At 59.2% G+C, this 18,107-nt stretch carries 14 protein-coding genes; 5 read left to right on the forward strand and 9 right to left on the reverse strand.

Annotated elements, in window-relative coordinates; all coding sequences use genetic code 11:
- Positions 1-83 precede the first annotated feature (83 nt).
- From P4G45_RS16275 to P4G45_RS16295, 5 genes are all read right to left on the reverse strand, one after another.
- Positions 84-605, reverse strand: coding sequence for an Hsp20/alpha crystallin family protein (locus P4G45_RS16275; RefSeq protein ID WP_348267524.1), 522 nt, complete (start codon positions 603-605; stop codon positions 84-86).
- Between the two features lie 175 nt (positions 606-780).
- Complete coding sequence (locus tag P4G45_RS16280; protein ID WP_348267525.1) at positions 781-4,110, reverse strand: carboxypeptidase regulatory-like domain-containing protein; 3,330 nt, start codon at positions 4,108-4,110, stop codon at positions 781-783.
- 326 nt (positions 4,111-4,436) lie between these two features.
- On the reverse strand, positions 4,437-5,429 hold the full coding sequence (locus P4G45_RS16285; RefSeq protein ID WP_348267526.1) for a transaldolase: 993 nt from the start codon (positions 5,427-5,429) through the stop codon (positions 4,437-4,439).
- A gap of 97 nt (positions 5,430-5,526) precedes the next feature.
- Positions 5,527-6,324, reverse strand: a complete 798-nt coding sequence (locus tag P4G45_RS16290; RefSeq protein ID WP_348267527.1) for a fumarylacetoacetate hydrolase family protein — start codon at positions 6,322-6,324, stop codon at positions 5,527-5,529.
- A gap of 2 nt (positions 6,325-6,326) precedes the next feature.
- On the reverse strand, positions 6,327-7,436 hold the full coding sequence (locus P4G45_RS16295) for a fibronectin type III domain-containing protein (RefSeq protein ID WP_348267528.1): 1,110 nt from the start codon (positions 7,434-7,436) through the stop codon (positions 6,327-6,329).
- Between the two features lie 125 nt (positions 7,437-7,561).
- On the opposite strand from P4G45_RS16295, the gene P4G45_RS16300 reads away from it, so the two are divergent.
- Positions 7,562-8,362, forward strand: coding sequence for an XRE family transcriptional regulator (locus tag P4G45_RS16300; RefSeq protein WP_348267529.1), 801 nt, complete (start codon positions 7,562-7,564; stop codon positions 8,360-8,362).
- 89 nt (positions 8,363-8,451) lie between these two features.
- Here the strand turns inward: P4G45_RS16300 and P4G45_RS16305 are convergent, their stop codons facing one another.
- The 4 genes from P4G45_RS16305 to P4G45_RS16320 all read right to left on the reverse strand — a co-directional run bounded on the left by P4G45_RS16305 (position 8,452) and on the right by P4G45_RS16320 (position 12,497).
- Complete coding sequence (locus P4G45_RS16305; protein WP_348267530.1) at positions 8,452-9,330, reverse strand: VOC family protein; 879 nt, start codon at positions 9,328-9,330, stop codon at positions 8,452-8,454.
- 78 nt (positions 9,331-9,408) lie between these two features.
- Entirely contained in the window at positions 9,409-9,900 is a 492-nt protein-coding gene (locus P4G45_RS16310; protein WP_348267531.1) for a DinB family protein, read from the reverse strand.
- Positions 9,901-9,914: 14 nt separating this feature from the next.
- Positions 9,915-11,186 carry a phosphoribosylamine--glycine ligase gene (purD, locus tag P4G45_RS16315; RefSeq protein WP_348267532.1) on the reverse strand — a complete coding sequence of 424 codons (1,272 nt, stop codon included), beginning with the start codon at positions 11,184-11,186 and terminating at the stop codon, positions 9,915-9,917.
- A gap of 618 nt (positions 11,187-11,804) precedes the next feature.
- Entirely contained in the window at positions 11,805-12,497 is a 693-nt protein-coding gene (locus tag P4G45_RS16320) for a metal-dependent transcriptional regulator (protein WP_348267533.1), read from the reverse strand.
- Between the two features lie 96 nt (positions 12,498-12,593).
- Between P4G45_RS16320 and P4G45_RS16325 the strand changes: the two genes are divergently transcribed.
- The 4 genes from P4G45_RS16325 to hslU all read left to right on the forward strand — a co-directional run bounded on the left by P4G45_RS16325 (position 12,594) and on the right by hslU (position 17,949).
- Positions 12,594-13,982 (forward strand): Nramp family divalent metal transporter, encoded by a 1,389-nt coding sequence (locus P4G45_RS16325; protein WP_348267534.1) that lies wholly within the window; start codon positions 12,594-12,596, stop codon positions 13,980-13,982.
- A gap of 93 nt (positions 13,983-14,075) precedes the next feature.
- Positions 14,076-15,674, forward strand: coding sequence for a hypothetical protein (locus P4G45_RS16330; protein WP_348267535.1), 1,599 nt, complete (start codon positions 14,076-14,078; stop codon positions 15,672-15,674).
- 184 nt (positions 15,675-15,858) lie between these two features.
- On the forward strand, positions 15,859-16,344 hold the full coding sequence (gene hslV, locus P4G45_RS16335) for an ATP-dependent protease subunit HslV (RefSeq protein WP_373694210.1): 486 nt from the start codon (positions 15,859-15,861) through the stop codon (positions 16,342-16,344).
- A 9-nt stretch (positions 16,345-16,353) separates the two neighbouring features.
- A complete protein-coding gene (gene hslU, locus P4G45_RS16340) occupies positions 16,354-17,949 on the forward strand; it encodes an ATP-dependent protease ATPase subunit HslU (protein WP_348267537.1) in 1,596 nt (531 codons plus the stop codon).
- The last annotated feature ends 158 nt before the right edge of the window (positions 17,950-18,107 follow it).

The following is an 18,107-nucleotide window of genomic DNA, read 5'->3' on the forward strand; positions in this document are numbered from 1 at the left end:
GTCTTTGATCCAAATTATTTACAAAAAAGGCGGCGCCATTTGGAAAATGGCCCCGCCCCTATCTTGCGCCAACATTATGCACTTCAGGCTGCGGATTTTGAAGATTGCTTCACTTCTTCGGGTTTGCCCGCCTCGATATGCTTTGAGCTGCCGACTGCGATCTTTACCTGCTTCGGTTTGGACTCCGCCTTCTTGGGTAGAGAGATACTCAACACCCCAGCATCATAATTCGCCTCGACGGCATTCGTATCTACCGTCTGCGGAAGGCTGAAGCTGCGGACAAAGCTGCCATACCGGCGTTCGATGCGATGGAAGTTCTCCTCCTTCTCATCGGTCTCGAACTTTCGCTCTCCCTTGATTGTCAGAGTCTGGTTTTCGACATGGATGTCGAAGTCGTCCTGCTTGACTCCCGGCGCTTCGACTTTCAATACCAGCTTATGTTCGTCCTCGTACACGTCTACCGCCGGAATGAAGCTGCCAGACATAATCTCATCGCCGGCGTCAGGCCGGGCAAAGTCGTTGAAGATTGAGTTGAGACGATTCTGTAAGACAGCCACGTCCGGAAGTGGCGAACGGAACGGCACAAATCGGGTTAGGGTAGTCATTTTTTCCTCTCCTCAAAATAATTGACCGGGATTGAGTGTCGGTCTACCAATATAGACGCGACGTGGATAAAAAGGTTGCATATTATTTGATAGCAACTCGCTCATATTTATTCGAATGCAAAAAGAAACCGCGCCTCCTGGAGGCGCGGTTTCTTTTGTATTGATTCGGTTGGGGTTAGAAGATCAGCTTCGCTCCAAACTGCATCTGCCGGTTGGGGTAGGCTCCGTTGAGGCGGCCAAAGCCTCCATCGGAGACATTCGTATCCAGCGAGCTGTAGTTCGTGTGGTTCAGGACGTTGAAGGCATCCGCCTGAAGCTTGAACTGGACCCGCTCGTGGAAGTCGAACAGCTTCGAGAGAGTCACGTCGCCCTGTTGCAGGCCGGGAAGGATAACGCTGCCGACGCCCGCCGAACCGAAAGCGCCAGCCGCAGGCGCCCTGAAGGCAGCCGGGTTGAGCCATTGTGCCTGGTGGCCGGAGAGGGTAAAGCGATTATCCTTGGCGTATTTATTGCCGCCAATGTAGTCGGCACGGCGATTGCCGGTCGAAGAACTGCCCTGAATGGTCCAGTACGGCCCGCTCTGGACACGAACGACGCCAGTGACCTGGATCCCGCCAACCGCTTCACGCAGAAGAAGGTTCCTGTTGTGGAAGGTGGGAAGCTGCCAGACCACGGTCGAGACGAAGGCGTGCTTGCGGTCGATGCTCAGCTCGCCATAGTTGTAGTTGAGGTCACGCCAGTTCTCCAGCGTGGAGCCATTGCTTTGCGAGTCCCCGAGCCCTTTGGCGAAGGTGTAGCCCACAGTGTAGGTAACCTGACCGGTCCGCTTGGAGAGGTAGACCTGTAACGAGTTGTAGTTGGCGTTGGAATCGCTGCGATACTGGGCGATGCTGGTGAAGCCCCTGTAGGGGTTATAGAAGTTGGTGCTGTTTTTGGGGTTCGCTGCCACGGACGGCAGGTCGGGGAAGTTAATGTTCGGGCTCCGCAACTGATGATGGCTGACGCTGCCGACGTAAGTGGTCTCAAGTAGCATCCCCTTGGGCAGTTCGCGCTGGATGCCGAAGCTGTATTGCTCGGTATAGGGGGTCTTGAGGTTGGGATCAATGGCATTGATTCCACCCTGCAGGCCAGTGTTGTTCGGTGTGCCGGCGCTGATATTGCCGAGGTTGGCGAAGTCGAACTCGACATTCTGCAGGAAGGGCTGAATATTGACCTGACTGAAGGTGACGTTGCCTTCAGCGCGATAGTAGAAGACTCCGTAGCCGCCGCGGACAGAGGTCTTATCTCCAGCAGCGTAGGCGAAACCAAGGCGTGGACCGAAAGCACCGCCCATCTTATAGAAGCCACGGGGGGCGCCGGCGGGAATCAGGGAATAGGCCGCTGTGTTGATGTTGGGGACACGGTTCACCTGATCAGAGGGAATGCCGTTGCCTGCGCGGACCAAGCCATTGTAAGGATTGCCCGAACCGGGGATGACCTTGCCTGCGGTGGTGACGGTGATGGCTTTGGCCGGGTTGTAGACCGAGGGATCGAAGTTGGACATGTTATTGCCCTGCGTGTACATCGCCGGAATGTACTGCCAGCGGACGCCGTACTCGATGCTGAGGTTCCGGGTCGCCTTCCAGGTATCCTGCGCGAAGGCCTCCGGCTGGTTGAAGCGGAAGTGTCCGGTGGGATCGGCACTGGCTTCCTGGTAGCTGTTGAAGTTGCCGAGCAAGGCATCGGCGAGAGCGTAACCCGTGGTCTGCGGATTTCCGCTCGCATTGAAGCTGAGTTTGCCGGTGTAGTAAGGCCGTCCGTTCTGATCGACGCGGTTGCGGATGTAGACGCCGCCGAACTTGAAGAGGTGATTGCCCTTGACGATGGAGATGGTGTCACCCACCTGAATGTCGGTCGTCGGCGAGTTCAAGGCAAAGTTTGGACCCTGGAAGCCAGCGAAGGACGTGATGCCGACCTCGGGGATGCCATTGGGATACTTGCCAGCGGTCGGAAAGAGCTTGGCATATTGGAAGCCGAAGGTCTCGCGCTTCCAATCCTCTCCAACGGGAGGAATATGCTGCGAGACGAAGGCGAAGGTGGCGGTGGCCTGGTTAATGATGGTCGGGCGCACGGTCCAGGTTTCAGAGAGCAGGTAGCTCTGGCCGGGGCGGTTGCGCTGGGTGGGGGTGGTGGGAAGATTGCCGCCGTCGGAGAAGGTACCGAAGGGATCGATCAGGCTGTTGTGGTCGCTGATCCAGCGGCCATAGATGCTGTTCGCCTGGTTGATGCGGAAGTCCAGCCGGACGATGTCTTCGCGGAAGTCGAGTGGATTGGTAGGCGTGAGGGTGAGGTTATTCGCCGCATTGGTGGCATCGATGTACTGGCCGAGCTTATTCTCGGCCGCGTATACATTCGCGATCGCGCGGCCATCGGTCGAAATCATCGACGCGATGTTGTTGTTCGGGATGGGCGTCGTGGTTCCGGGATAGTACAGTTGTACGGCTTTGCCGTTGACCGTGAGACCAGAGAAGTTGCCGGCGAGTTCAGCGGAGCTCGGCGTAGTGCGCTGCGTTGGGCTCTGATCCTGGCGAAGGCGCTTCCACTCTTCGCCGGCGAAGAAGAACAGGCGATCCTTGATAATCGGGCCGCCGATGCCATAGCCAAAGTCGTTGAAGACGAGGTGCGTCTTGAAGGTGGAGAAGAAGGGGCGGGAATCGAAGAGGTTGTTGCGAACGTACTCGAACACCGTGCCGTGGAACTGGTTGGTGCCGCTCTTGGTGACGATGTTGAAGGCCGGGCCGGAGTTGCGGCCATACTCTGCGGAGAAGTTTGACGTCTCGATCTTGACCTCTTGAATGAAGTCGGGGCCGACGTTATTCACAAGGCTGCCGTTGCTGCCGGAGACCATGTTGAACGCGCCATCTACGGTGAGGTTGGCCGAGTCGGACTTGTTGCCGTTGATGTTCTGGTTACCGGCAGAGAGGCTGGTGGTCTCGGAGAAGACATCGGGGTTGGTGACGACCGCGCCGGGAATGAGCGTCATGAGCTGCGTGTAGTTGCGTCCGTTGAGAGGAAGATTCTCAACCTGCTTGCTGTCGATGACGTGGGCGAGTTCGCCGCTGGTGGTGTTGAGCGTCTCTCCCTGGATCGCAGTGACGGTGACCGCCTCGGTGGTCGCGCCGATCTGCATCTCGAAGTTGGCGGTCAAGTGGGCGTCGGCGCTGACGGAGAGGCCGGTGCGGGTTTCGCCGCGGAAGCCGGACTTGGCGATGGTGATGGAGTAGTTGCCAATGGGAAGATTCGTGGCAGTGTAGAAGCCGCTGTCATCGGAGGTGATAGTGCGAACGGCCCGGGTGCCGACGTTGGTAATAGTAATGGTCGCGCCAGGAATGACGCTGCCGGTCGCGTCGACCACGTTACCTGCGATCTGTCCGAGAGAGGTCTGCGCGTGAAGCGAGCCGGTGAGGCTGAGGGTCAGCAGCAGGGCGAGACTCAGCGCTGCTGTCTTGAAAAACTTACGAAACATGGTACCTCCTGAAAGTTTGTCGTTGGCGTCGGGGAACTCGCCCTCACTTACTTTCTGTGAGATTGTTTGAACTTTGAATTACCGCTGATGAACGATAACAATATAGAGGGCCTGTTTCTTTTGTCAATCGTTATAGTGCTGGCTTTGATGACAAGAAAGGAACGCAGTGCCGGGGTGGAACTGCTTGTCTTTGAGAGGAATCGTTGGAGAAATCTACGCAATCGATGCCCTAAGAATCTGGATATGGCGCATCCACAATTTCAGGGACGGAAACAGCAAAGGCAGCCAATTCTGGCTGCCTTTGGTCGAACTAGAGGTGAGGGTGCTTATGCGTTGACGGGCTGCTTCATCTCGCTGACGTGCTTGGCGAGCAGCTCTTCGAGGCCTTCGAGTGCCTTGGAGAAACCGTCGATGCCTTCCTTCAGCTTGTCGGTCGCCATGCGATCGGCGGCGTGCATCTTGTCGAAGGTGGCCTTGTCCATGGGGATCTTTTCGATCTTGAGATCCTTCGCCTTGGAGGCGTCGAGCTTGCGCTCGAGCGTTCCCTGTGCGGCTTCGAGTTCGCCGAGCAGCTTGGGCGCGATGGTGAGCAGATCGCAACCGGCAAGCTCGATGATCTCGCCGATGTTGCGGAAGCTGGCTCCCATAACCACAGTCTTGTAGCCGAAGTGCTTGTAGTAGTTATAGATGGTGGTGACGGACTGGACGCCGGGATCTTCAGCGCCGGTGTAGTCCTTGCCCGTGTCCTTCTTGTACCAGTCGAGGATGCGACCGACGAAGGGCGAGATGAGGGTGACCTTGGCTTCAGCGCAAGCAATCGCCTGGTGCAGACCGAAGAGCAGGGTCATGTTGCAGTGAATCCCCTCTTTTTCGAGGATCTCAGCAGCCTTGATGCCCTCCCAGGTGGAGGCAAGCTTGATGAGGACGCGCTCGCGGGAGACGCCGGCCTTCTCGTACTGCGCGATGATTTCGCGTGCAGTCGCGATGGACTTCTCGGTGTCGTAAGAGAGGCGGGCGTCAACCTCGGTGGACACGCGGCCAGGAACGATCTCGAGGATTTTGAGGCCGAAGGCCACGGCAAGATTCTTGAAGGCGAGGGCAGCGACGTCCTTGTCGGTGGCCTTGTCGCCGGCGTCTTTCTTGGCCTGCTGCAGAACGCTGTCCACGATGGACTGATATTCGGGCTTTTCTGCCGCCGCTGCGATGAGCGAGGGATTCGTAGTGGAATCCTGCGGCTTGTACTGCTGAATCGAGTTAATGTCGCCGGTATCGGAGACGACGGTGGTCATGCCGCGTAGCTGTTCGAGTAGAGAGGCCATTTTAATTGCTCCTTGCTGTCTTATTAGATTTTATCAAGGTTGAAAGGGTTACGCGCTGTTTTCGGGATTCGCGTGAAATTCACGGGATGCAAGGTCTTTAGTCGGGCTGGAAGGTGTTTTCGAGCACCCCAAGACCGTCTATCTCTATTTGGATGCGGTCTCCGGAATTGACGGGGCCTACACCAGCAGGAGTTCCGGTGGGAATCAGGTCGCCGGGTTCGAGGGTCATGGCGGCGGCGATGTAGCGCAGGAGATGCGCGATGGGAAAGATAAGGTCGCGGGTGGTGCCTTGCTGCTTGACCTCTCCGTTGAGCCGCGTCGTCAGGGTGACGGCTTCGCCTCCCACCGGATCGATCTCGTCAGAGACAATGGGGCCGACCGGGCAGAAAGTGTCGAAGCCTTTGCCGCGAGTCCATTGGCCATCGCTCTTCTGCAGGTCGCGGGCGGTGACGTCGTTGACGATGGTGTAGCCGCGGATATAGGGGCGAACATCCTCGTCGGGGCCTAGGTTGCGGCAACGTCGACCGATGACGATGCCGAGTTCGCCCTCGTAGTCGACCCTTTTAGAAAGGGCAGGCATGCGGATGATGCCGTTGGGAGCGAGCAGCGATGACGGGGGCTTGAGGAAGAGAAGAGGCTCCCTGGGGACTTCGTTGCCCAGTTCGGTGGCGTGATCGCGGTAGTTGCGGCCAATACAGAGAATCTTGGAGGGAGCTACGGGCGCCAGCAGATGGAGATCTTTGAGCGGCTGAGGCTCGAAGGCGGCGGCAGATTGGGCAATGCGGTCTTCTTCGGGGGCGGGCATGGGTCGAACGGCCCAAAGGGCATCGCCGCGCTGCTCGACGAAGGCGTAGAGAGGACCGTGTTCGGAGGAGAGGAATTTGCAGTAGCGCATGGTTATTGGCTCCTTCGGGATTCGCGGACATCGGTGCTGGGAGGGCTTTGATTTCCTGTGGAGTCGATGGCAACGACGCGGTAGGAGTAAGTTTGGCCCGTTGTGGCGGTCAGGTCGCTGAAGGCCGGGGCAGGGATTGGTGTCGGAGTCAGGCGGCTGGGCGCAGCAGTAAGCGTGCCGTCAGAGGCAACCGGCTGGCGGAAGACGATGTAACCGGCAAGGTCGGGCTCGGTGTTCGGCTCCCACGAGAGATCGATGGATGCGGTACCGGGAACGGCCGCAAGGCCAGTGGGAGCTGCAGGGGGGAAGGTGTCACGCATCAGGGTGGTGATGGTTGGAGATGGGACGCTGCGTATCTCCAGCGCGTGGCCGCCGAGGGTGACAGCACGGACTCGCTGCGCGGTGTAGCGGTAGGTCTCGCCTCTTTGAGCGGTAGGGTCGATGGTGCCGCCGGGATCGGCGGTTTGTCTGCCGGCTTGCAGATGGACTTCGGCAGGCGTGGCCACAGTGAGTTGGCGTGGTTGCCTGGTCGAGGGCTTTTTGGGCGCGGTGGCCTGGACAAGGTTCCGGTCGAGGTCGATGAAAGATGAAATGGATTGCGGCTTCCACTCGACCATGGCACCGTCGCGGATTGGCGTAATCTTCACATCTTCGACGGGTGGCGGAGCTGCGCCTCCGGCGGCGAAAGCGGGATTGGAGAGACCTGCGGAATGGCCATTGGTATTGAAGATCTGGACGCGGTAGGTAAGCAGCGTAGCCGGATCGGCGGTCAGGGAGGAAGGCAGAGCGTCGGTCGCTCCGCTGGGGCCGGGATGGACAGGGAGATGTTTAACCGGAGTGCAGGTGGCAGGCTGGGTGGCGAGTTTGCGGCAAATCTCCGCAGTCAGAGGAGGCTGAATGTTGAGGCCGTCGGTGGTCTTGTCCGGAGTTGTCCAACGCAGGGCGACTTCATTGCCGGTGCGCGTGGCACTGAGATCAGTGACGACGTGGGGCAGATGCAAAGAAGGCGGACGGGCCGGGCCGGGACTGGCGCAACCGGACGCAAATGCGATGAGGCAAGCAAAGCTCAGAATGGTCACGCTGCGTTGGTCAGGTTGGCTGGGAAACTCCATTGGTCACAGGCTAGCATTTCGAGCATTGGAACTGAGAGAAGAAGAGAGAACTGCAATGCCGGACATCTTTTGATGCGATTTAAACATCTGGTTACGTGACGAAAGTTTCCTGAAAGGGGTGAACCGTGAAGCGTACTTCGGCGATAGCGATGGCGATGAGTGGGGATGCGCCGGCTCTGGCCGCTTCCGATGGAAGCGCGAACACGCCTCTGGAGATACAGAATGTCCAGATAGACGGCGGGGTTGCGGAGTCGGTTATCGCGGAGAAGAAGATCGGCGAGCGGATCAAGCATCTGCGACTAAAGAAATCGATGGGGCTGGTGGAACTGGGGCGCCACACCGGGCTCTCGGCGAGCTTTCTGTCGCAACTGGAAACGGGCCGGGTCGTGCCAACGCTGCGTAATCTTGCGCGGATCGCCATGGTGTTCTCAAAAGATCTCAGCTATTTCTTCGAGGCAGAGCCGCAGACGCTATTCCGAGTGCATCGCCGCAAGGAACGGGTGCGGATGCCGCAGACGGGAGTGGATGACCCGACCTACTTCTTTGAAAGTTTGGGATATCTCGTCCCTGACCGGCAGCTTGACCCTTACTTTGCCGAGTTCCTTCCAGCAAAGCCGGGCCGGGTTCCACGGGCGCACCAGCATGAAGGGTGCGAGTTTCTTTACCTGCTTTCGGGAATGCTCGATGTAAAGCATGGAGAGACGACGCACCGGATCGAGGCGGGCGATGCGCTCTACTTCGACGCGAATACGAAGCATAGCTACGTTTGCCCAGGAGATGTTCCGGCACAGGCCGTCATTGTTTCCCTGCAACATCCTTTGAGCCACCAGCTGGTAAATAGCATGCGGCCTGTCAGCTCAACCAACGGACGGCCGCGCGGCGAAGCGCCCGTGGCGATGCACGGAAAGATTGCGCGAAGCGGCTGAGTCGCAGGTATAGCAGAGAAGTTACACCCAAAACATTGTCATCCTTCGCCGCTGGCGAGGACCTGCTTTTTATCTCCGGTTCGCCTTGCCTAGCGGTTTTCTTGTTCGGCAGGCGGCGGTCCGGTGAAGGGCGAGCAACAGATGGGGCCAGAGGGTTTGAACTCCATGTATTCGACCCGGGTGAGATCGGGATCGAAGAGGTTAAGCTGGATCTTGCCGTCGCGGCCCATCTGAGTCTTGCGGCACTCGGGACCGCTGCAGCCGTTGCGGGCGAGGGCCTGAACGGCGTCGCTCATCTGGGCTACGCCGAGCGAGAAGTGATTCATGCTGCCCAGCGAATGTGGGTTGGGGTTGGGACTGCGGTTGAGCATGTACTCGATCCAGTCGGTTCCGTCGGGAACCTGGCTGCTGACGTAGTCGATCTCGCCGTCGTGCTGGCCACCGAACCAGAGCGGGCGAAAGCCGAGGATATCGCGCCAGAAGTGGTCCTCGGCAGCGCGGTCATGCACCCAGAAGCCAGTGTGAATGATGCGACGCGCGGTGGCGTGAGGCGAGACTTCTTTGGACGAGGCAGCGGGCTGCTGCACGAAGATGACGAGTTGGCCTTCGGGATCGTGGACGGCGAAGCTGCCGTTGTGGAGCGGCTTGTCGATGGCGACGGAATGAGCCTTAAGGTAGCTCTGGAGCGCAGCTGCGTTGCGAGTGGTGAAGGCAATGGCAGCGATGCGGGATTGCGGCGCAGGCGTCGGCAGCGGAGCGACTTCGAGCCATTGCGAGTCACTGACGGCGTAGCGCGCAACGCCGTTTTCTGCCGTCCGGTCGAAGCCTAGTTTGCCCTGATAGAAGGCTGTGGAGGCCGCTGGATCTGCCGTAAACATGCGGACGAAGGCAATGCCTGTGATGGCGGGACGCTTCTGCGCGCAGGCGAAGGAGGCGAGGAGACAAAGCAGAACAGCGGCTTTTTTCATGTCAGCGCCACCTTATTGGGGTGACGGATGAATGTCAATGGGACACCTCTCCCAGGCCGCATAGGCAGGCGGAAGAATTCAGACGCGCTTTGCACCCATGAACAGGTAGTCCATCGGCCAGTCGGGCGCTACACCGTGTTGTCGCACCAAGGTAGCCAGTTGCGCATAGTGGCGGATGCTGTGCATCAGCGCGTGGATCAGTATCGTCTTTCGCGACGCCCGCAGCGTGCCCATGCGACGGGTGGCGAATTCGAGCTCTTGCGTCCAGTCATAGGCAGGGTCGGCCAATAATCCGCGAAACATCTCGATCCCTTGCACGTGGGTTGCGAACAGCGCTGGCACGGTGTCGTATGCGATCGACTCGTATGAAGTTTCCGGCAGTCCGGCAAGCCGCTCGGCGTAGCGCAGTTGGACCGCGACGATATGCTGCATGAGCTCGCCTATGCTCTTTACCCCGGCGATATCGCAGGAGACCGTTAACAGATCCTCATGCGCTTCGAGCAGCTTCTGCCAATGCTGTGCTGTCGTGTCGATCCACGCCAGCAGTTCTTCTCCGGTGAGTGTGACCATGATTTACCTCGGATTTATTTCGGCTCCAATGCGCGATGTCCAATGTCGCGGCGGAATTGCATGCCATCAAACGAGATCTTTGCCAATTGCGCGTACGCAAGATCGAGGGCATCGCGGAGGTCGGGCGCCATCGACGTGATGGCGAGGACGCGGCCTCCGGCGGTGACGAGCTGGCCGTCTTTAATTGCCGTGCCGGAGTGGAAGACGACCACGTTCTCGCTGGGCTGCGCGGGGAGGCCCTGGATGAGCTTGCCTGAGGCGTATTTGCCAGGATAGCCGCCGCTGGCGGCGATGACGCAGACGCTGGCTCCGGGATGCATCTTGATGTCGAGGGCGTCGGCCGTGCCGTCGATGGAGGCGTTGCAGAGGTCGAGGACATCGGTCTCCATGCGGAGGAGGATGGCCTGAGTTTCAGGATCGCCGAAGCGGGTGTTGAACTCGAGCACCATCGGGCCGCGCGGCGTCATCATGATGCCGCAGAAGAGGATGCCTTTGAATGGCGTCCCTTCAGAGGCCATGCCGTCGACGACTTTTTGCGCGACGCTTTCGGTGAGCCAGTCGCGCATGGCGGTTGTGGTGAGGCCGTCGGTGGAGTAGGCTCCCATGCCGCCGGTATTGGGGCCGGTGTCACCCTCGCCGACGCGCTTGTGGTCTTGCGCGGACGCGATGGCGGCGGCGTGCTTTCCGTCGCAGAGGGCGAAGAAGGAGAGCTCTTCGCCGGTGAGGAACTCTTCGAGGACGATCTCGGTCTCGGTGGTGCCGAGGAGCGCTCCGCTGAACATCTCGGCGGCAGCGGTTTCGGCCTCGAGACGGGTCTCGCAGATGACGACGCCTTTGCCGGCGGCGAGGCCATCGGCCTTGACTACGACCGGTAAGGTGAAGTGGCTGAGCTGGTTGCGCACCTCGTCGAGGCTGGTGCAGACGGCATAAGCGGCGGTGGGAATGCCGTGGCGCTGCATGAACTCTTTGGCAAAGGCCTTGCTCGATTCGAGCCGGGCGGCTGCCTGCGTGGGGCCGAAGACGCGGAGGTTACGGCGGGTCAGCTCGTCGACGATGCCGAGGGAGAGCGGGACTTCGGGGCCGATGACGGTTAGCGCCGGGCGTTCAGCCTCAACGACTTGCACCATGGAATCGAGGTTGTTGACGTCGACCGGGATGCAGCGGGCGATCTGGGCGATGCCGCCGTTGCCGGGAGCGCAGACGACCTGATCGACCTGCGGGGATTTGAGGAGCGACCAGACGAGGGCGTGCTCGCGGCCGCCGCCGCCGATTACCAGAACTTTCATTTGCAGATGTATCTCCGTTCTCTCACTTTGAGCGTAGGCAACCGAGTTCGCGGAGTCAACCGAGGGGCGAGCTGGGAAGCGGCTCTCTTCTCCGATCTCATCTGGCTTGCGTATTCTCGATGTCCGGAAGGTACCCCCGGGTGTACTCAAGTAGGTAAAGTATTGGAAATAAAAGACTTAGCTTTCAAAGTCTTCATTCTAAATGACTTATCTGTGAGGTACTCAATCGAGACTAGTTAGCTCGTCGCTACTCTGGATTGTTTTCTGGCTATTTCTATTTTAGCGGGTGGAGCGAAACTCTTTTGCAATCGCTATTTGGTTTGTTTTGTGGGAGTTGATGGGTTTTGGGGCTTGACAAGATTTTTGCCGGGGTTTTCTGAGGGACGAGGAGTAAACAATTGAATATAGGCAGGATGTGGCAGAAAACGCAAAAGCAAATACAGGGGTCTCTCCATGCGGCGGCAAAAGCGCCGCCTTCGGTCGAGATGACGGGGGTTTCGGGAAAAGAACAACGACAAAAGCGATGGCTGAGGTTTTACACTCCCACTCATCGCGATGAAACTGCGATGAGTGGGGCACCCGAGCATCTGTTTGTGGGCAATAACTGGTCGGTGCGGATTACTTTGCGCTGGGGTGAAGCAGGATGCCACCTGCGGCTTCGGTCGAGAGATCGAAGGCGGCGGAGGAGCGGCCGATGCTAACGGAGTACCCCTCGGAGGAGGCTTTCTTTCTGACGCGGAGCCGTGCGCCGGGCTTGATGCCGCTGGCCTTGAACTGCTGCAGGGTGCGGGAGTCGCGGTCGGAGACGCTGTCGATGGTAAAGACTCCCTCCTGCTGCACCGCGGTGAGAGGGATGGAGTTCTGCTCGGTCATCTCGCCTTCCATCGTGGGGATGGAGTGGCCGTGGGGGTCGATGCGGGGATGGCCCAGCTTTGCAGCGATGCGCTCTTCGAAGCGCTCGGAGATGAAGTGTTCGAGCCGCTCGGCCTCCTCGTGAACCTCTTCGATCGGGTAATCGAGGATCTGGTAGAGGAAGGTCTCGATGAGGCGATGGTGACGCAGGACTTCGAGGGCGCGGCGCTTGCCCGACGCCGACAATTGCACGCCGCGATGGCGCTCGTATTCGACCAAAGGCGTGGGAGCGGCGGCCAGCTTTTGCAGCATGTTGGTCACAGAGGCGGGGGCGACACTGAGATGGTCGGCGAGCGAGGTGCTGGTGACGCGGCGATGCTCGGGGCCGCCGAGTGAAAGGATCGCCTTGAGGTAATTGTCGACAGATTCGGTATTGCCGTTTGCCCGGCGGGGTGACATGAAATTGACTCCAGAACCAGTTTGACGCATTTCGACGATTTAGGTATACCTAAATGTTAGGGAAACCTAAATATTTTTGGCATCTCATGGAGTGGCATGGAGGAGTTTCGATCATCGTCGTATGCCGAAACTGAGGCCGAGCAAGTCGCCGATTCAGGGGCTGTGCTGACTGCTGCGAACGGCAAGGACCCTGAGCCGCGTTGGTTCAGATTCCGGCGACATGAGTTGTGGACGTACTTCGGGCCGGCCTTTGTGGCTTCGGTCGCGTATATCGATCCGGGAAACTTTGCGACCAATATCGAGGGCGGCAGCCGGTTCGGCTATCGGCTGCTCTGGGTGCTGCTGTGGTCGAATGCGATGGCCATCCTGGTTCAGTATCTTTCGGCCAAGCTGGGGATTGTGACCGGGCTGACGCTGCCGCAGAACTGCCGGAAGCATTTTTCGCGGCCGATGACGATTTTCCTTTGGCTGGCGGCGGAGGTATCGGCCATTTCGACGGACCTGGCGGAGTTTCTGGGTGCCGCGCTGGGACTTTATCTGCTGGCCGGGCCAGCGATGCTGGCGCATGGGTGGACGCGCACGGAGACGATGTTTGCAGCGGCGCTGGTGTCGGCGGTCGCGGTGTTTCTGATTCTGGCGCTGGACCTGGCGGGGTATCAATGGCTGGAGTGGGGCATCATGGCGTTTGTCGGCGTGATCGGGCTCTGCTATGGCTTTGAAGTCTTTCTGGTGCATCCCGACTGGAAGCTGGCGGCGTACCGGACATTACTGCCGACGCTCGATCCGAAGAATCTTCATGCCAGCATTTATGTCGCGGTGAGTATGCTGGGCGCGACGGTGATGCCGCATGTGATCTATCTGCACTCGGCGCTGGTGCAGCCGCGGGTGGCGGAGTTGAAGAAGAAGCCTCTGGTAGCGGGGTTTTCGCGACGGCGAAAGTATCTGCGGTTTGAGCTGATCGATGTCTTTGTGGCGATGAATGGGGCATGGCTGATCAATTCGGCGATGATCCTGATGGCGGCGGTGGCGTTTTCGCATCTGCCAAACCCGGTGACGACAATCGAGCAGGCGCACGAGACGCTGGGGCCGCTGCTGGGGCCGGTCTCGGCGGTGATCTTTGCGGTGGCGCTGCTCTGTTCGGGGCTATCGTCTTCGACCGTGGGTGTGATGGCGGGCCAGGTGATTATCGAAGGGTTTCTCGATATCAAATTTTCCATCTTTCTGCGGCGGCTGATCACGATTATTCCGGCGCTGATCGTGATTGGCGTGGGGCTCGATCCGCTGAGGATACTGATTCTTTCGCAGGTAATTCTGAGCTTCACGCTGCCGTTCGCGCTGATTCCTCTGCTGATTCTGACCAATCGGCACTCGGTGATGGATACATTTGTCAGCGCGCGGCGCACGCGGATTGCGGGATGGGTGACGGTTGGCATCATTCTCACGCTGAATGTGGTGCTGTTGGAACAGATGGCCTTCGGCGGCTGAGGGCCATCATCTTTCAGGCTCAGCGCCTGTCTCCGGGGTATAGAATTCCGCGAACTACAGACTTGAGTCTGGAGTGAAGGGAAGGCCTGCGGGATGAACAGAAAGAGACGTCTTGAAGTGTGGGTAGGCGCGTTGACCTTACTGGCCGGGGCGATGGGTTCGCCCGTCGCGTTTGGAGCAGGTCCGGTTGCGATTGCGCCCTCGACGATGCCGCGCGTTGGCACGATAAGTGACCGGTATCAATCGTTCAATATCGAGATGGTAGAGGTTACGGGAGGCCGCTTCTGGGCTCCTTACAAGCAACGGAGTGCAGCGCCTGTGCCTGCACCTGCTGGAGCAAAATCGTCGGTGCCAGCCGGGATGGATCCATCGTTGTATCGCTACCGAAGCCCGATTGATCTGGCGAATCCGCGTTTGCGCAAACTTGCTGCGGCGCTGGGGCCAGCTTATGTACGGGTGAGCGGGACTTGGGCGAACTCCACTTATTTTCAGGACTCCGATGGGCCAGCGCCAGCCCAGGCGCCGGAGGGCTTTGGCGGCGTGCTGACGAGGCAGCAATGGCACGGCGTCGTCGATTTCTCGAAGGCTGTCGATGCGAAGATCGTCACTTCGTTCGCCGTCAGTGCGGGAGTACGCGATGCGAACGGGGTGTGGACGCCAGTGGAAGCGAAGAAGATTCTGGCGTATACGACGAGCATTGGCGGAAGCATCGCGGCGGCTGAGATGTTCAACGAGCCGACCTTTGCGGCGATGGGCGGTGCGCCGAAGGGCTATGACGCGGCGGCGTATGGACGCGATTTCCGCGCGTTTCAGCCCTTCGTTAAAGCGGCTGCTCCGGAGATGCTGATTCTGGGGCCGGGATCGGTGGGTGAGGGGAGACCGCTGGGGGACATGCCGGGGATGCACATGATCCGGACGGAAGACATGCTGACGGCAGAAGGGCCGGGGCTCGATGTCTTTTCGTATCACTTTTATCCTGCGGTCTCCGAACGGTGTGCACAGGTTGGGTCGGTGGCACAGACGACGCCTGCGGCGGCGCTCTCCGAAGACTGGCTGTCGCGCCCGGACCGGGATGAGGCTTTTTATGCCGCGCTTCGCGACCGGTTTGCTCCGGGCAAGGAGATGTGGCTGACCGAGACCGGTGAGGCGGCGTGCGGCGGGAATCCCTGGGCGGCTGACTTTATCGACAGCTTCCGCTATCTCGACCAGCTTGGGCGGCTGGCCAAACGCGGCGTTCAGGTGGTGATGCACAATACGCTGGCGTCCAGCGACTATGGGCTGCTGGATGAAGATACGCTGGCTCCGCGGCCGAACTACTGGTCGGCCCTGCTGTGGCGCAAGATGATGGGAACCACTGTTCTGGACGCGGGAACTTCGCCTTCGGCCAGCCTGCATCTGTACGCGCACTGCCTGCGCGGACAGCCGGGTGGAGTGGCGCTGCTGGCCATCAATGCAGACCGTACGGCTTCGCATGAGATTGAGGTGCCTGCGGCGGCGGAGATCTACACGCTGACGGCGAAGGATTTGATGGGGACGACTGTTGAGCTGAATGGAAGCGAACTGAAGCTGGGAGCCGATGATGCGTTGCCGCCGATGACAGGCAAGCCCACCAAGGCTGGACAGGTCGAGTTCGCACCGGCAAGCATTTCGTTTCTTACATTTCCCGCCGCCGGGAATGCAAGCTGCCAGTAATTCGCACGGAGGAGAGAGCCGGGCATTGGCGATATACTGAGGAGTGCCCATGAAGCGTTCTTTATCGTCTGTTGCCCCCTTGAAAGCTGCCTCCGTTAGCCTTGCCCACCCGCTCGACCTCGGTGAGGGGCGGCGTATCCGCTCGACTACCGTGATTTGCGTGCGCCGGGGCGATTCTGTCGTCATGGCCGCCGATGGGCAGGTGTCGCTGGGCGCCACGGTGATGAAAGCGTCGGCGAAGAAGATTCGGCGGCTCTATCAGGACAAGGTGCTGGCGGGCTTTGCCGGATCGACAGCGGACGCGTTCTCTCTGTTTGCGCGGTTTGAGACCAAGCTGGAGCAGTATGCCGGAAACCTGGGCCGCGCGGCGGTCGAGCTGGCCAAGGACTGGCGCACCGACAAGATGCTGCGACAGCTTGAGGCTTTATTGATTGTGGCCGATCCGAAGCAGACGTTCCTGCTGAGCGGGACCGGCGATGTGATCGACCCGGATGAGGGGATTGCCACCATTGGCAGCGGAGGCAGCTATGCTCTGGCCTCAGCGCGGGCGCTCATGGAAAATACAGATTTGTCGGCGCGGGAGATCGCGGTGAAGAGTCTAAAGATTGCCGGACAGATTTGTATCTACACGAATGACCAGATGACGATTGAAGAATTGAAGGCGGAGTAAGGGAAGTCTATGGCAATTTTTCTACCGGGAACTGCGGACGATCAGGCGCTGGCGCTGGATGAGATGACTCCGCGCGAGATTGTTGCTGAGTTGGATAAGTATGTCGTTGGGCAACATGCCGCGAAGCGAGCGGTCGCCATTGCGCTGCGGAACCGGATGCGGCGGCAGAAGCTTCCGCCGGAGCTGGCCGACGAGATCATGCCCAAGAACATCATCATGATCGGACCGACGGGCGTGGGCAAGACCGAGATTGCGCGGCGGCTGGCGAAGCTGACGAACTCGCCGTTCTTGAAGGTGGAAGCCAGCAAATTTACCGAGGTCGGCTACGTAGGCCGCGACGTCGAGTCGATTGTGCGCGATCTGGTGGAGATCGCCATCGACATGGTGCGCGAAGAGAAGATGGACGAGGTGGAGGACAAGGCTGAGCTTGCCGCTGAAGACCGGCTGCTCGATCTGCTGCTGCCGCCTACGCCTGTCGCTGTGACTCCGGCGGCTACGACTGCCGCTGCGGCTACGCACGAGGCGGGGAGCAATGTGATTCAGTTGCCCGCGGCTACTCCGGCGAATGACGAGGAAGAAAAGCCCGGAGACCGGGAGCATCGGACGAGAGAGAAGCTGCGTCAGCAGTTCCGCGAGGGCAAGCTGGATGAGCGGATGGTCGAGCTGGATGTGCGCGACCGCAACCAGCCCAGCTTCGAGATCTTTTCGAACCAGGGTTCGGAAGAGATGGACATCAACCTGAAGGACATGCTGCCCGGGTTGTTTGGAAACCGCACTAAGAAGCGCAAGATGAAGGTCTCCGAAGCCTTCGAGTACCTGGTACAGGAGGAAGAGAACCGCCTGATCGACATGGACCAGGTGAACCGGTTGGCAGTGGAGCGGGTGGAAGATTCGGGGATGGTCTTTCTCGATGAGATCGACAAGATTGCCGGACGCGAAGGCGCGCATGGGCCTGATGTTTCGCGCGAAGGCGTGCAGCGGGACATCCTGCCCATTGTTGAAGGGACTACGGTCAACACCAAGTATGGGATGGTCTCCACCGACCACATTCTCTTCATCGCTGCCGGTGCGTTTCATGTTTCAAAGCCCAGCGATCTGATTCCTGAGTTGCAGGGGCGGTTTCCCATTCGCGTGGAGTTGCAGTCTTTGACGGTGGATGACTTTGTGCGGATTCTGACCGAGCCGAAGTCGTCGCTGGTGAAGCAGGCTACGGCGCTGCTGGAGACCGAGGGCCTGAAGCTGGAGTTTACGAAGGAAGCGATTCAGGAGATGGCGCAGTTTTCCTTCAAGGTAAATGAGACCACTGAAAACATCGGTGCCCGGCGATTGCATACGATTCTCGAGCGAGTGCTGGATGAGATCAGCTTTCAGGCTCCCGATTTGTTCAAGAGCCCGCGTACCGAGGTGACGGAAGAGGGTGTGGTGGGTGAGATCAACTCGTCGGTTACGCTGAAAGGCGAACTGAAGCCGGCAGCACCGCTACCTGTGATCGAGCGGCAGACAGCGGATGGAGTGGAGAAGGTGATTGTGGTCGATCCGGAATATGTGCGGCAACAGGTTGCTTCGATTGTGAAGGATCAGGACCTGTCGCGGTATATCTTGTAAAGAAAATAAAGCAGGAGTTGGTAGCTCAGCTTAAGTTGCGGTTGTCTGGTTTCCAGATGAGGCGATGTCTCCGATGGGGTCTAGATCGGATTTGCTGTTGGCGTGGAGGAAAGCAACCGCAGATTCCCTTCGGGAATGACAACCAAGAGGCACGTCGA

The sequence above is a fragment of the Edaphobacter paludis genome, assembly GCF_039993895.1.
GTDB lineage: Bacteria > Acidobacteriota > Terriglobia > Terriglobales > Acidobacteriaceae > Edaphobacter > Edaphobacter paludis.

Coding starts and splice junctions, on each gene's coding strand:
- hslU (WP_348267537.1), top strand. CDS start 16,354: ATGGCAATTTTTCTACCGGGAACTGCGGACGATCAGGCGCTGGCGCTG.
- P4G45_RS16310 (WP_348267531.1), bottom strand. CDS start 9,900: ATGGTCACACTCACCGGAGAAGAACTGCTGGCGTGGATCGACACGACA.
- P4G45_RS16305 (WP_348267530.1), bottom strand. CDS start 9,330: ATGAAAAAAGCCGCTGTTCTGCTTTGTCTCCTCGCCTCCTTCGCCTGC.
- P4G45_RS16290 (WP_348267527.1), bottom strand. CDS start 6,324: ATGCGCTACTGCAAATTCCTCTCCTCCGAACACGGTCCTCTCTACGCC.
- P4G45_RS16275 (WP_348267524.1), bottom strand. CDS start 605: ATGACTACCCTAACCCGATTTGTGCCGTTCCGTTCGCCACTTCCGGAC.
- P4G45_RS16295 (WP_348267528.1), bottom strand. CDS start 7,436: ATGGAGTTTCCCAGCCAACCTGACCAACGCAGCGTGACCATTCTGAGC.
- hslV (WP_373694210.1), top strand. CDS start 15,859: ATGGCCGCCGATGGGCAGGTGTCGCTGGGCGCCACGGTGATGAAAGCG.
- P4G45_RS16285 (WP_348267526.1), bottom strand. CDS start 5,429: ATGGCCTCTCTACTCGAACAGCTACGCGGCATGACCACCGTCGTCTCC.
- purD (WP_348267532.1), bottom strand. CDS start 11,186: ATGAAAGTTCTGGTAATCGGCGGCGGCGGCCGCGAGCACGCCCTCGTC.
- P4G45_RS16320 (WP_348267533.1), bottom strand. CDS start 12,497: ATGTCACCCCGCCGGGCAAACGGCAATACCGAATCTGTCGACAATTAC.
- P4G45_RS16280 (WP_348267525.1), bottom strand. CDS start 4,110: ATGTTTCGTAAGTTTTTCAAGACAGCAGCGCTGAGTCTCGCCCTGCTG.
- P4G45_RS16325 (WP_348267534.1), top strand. CDS start 12,594: ATGGAGGAGTTTCGATCATCGTCGTATGCCGAAACTGAGGCCGAGCAA.
- P4G45_RS16330 (WP_348267535.1), top strand. CDS start 14,076: ATGAACAGAAAGAGACGTCTTGAAGTGTGGGTAGGCGCGTTGACCTTA.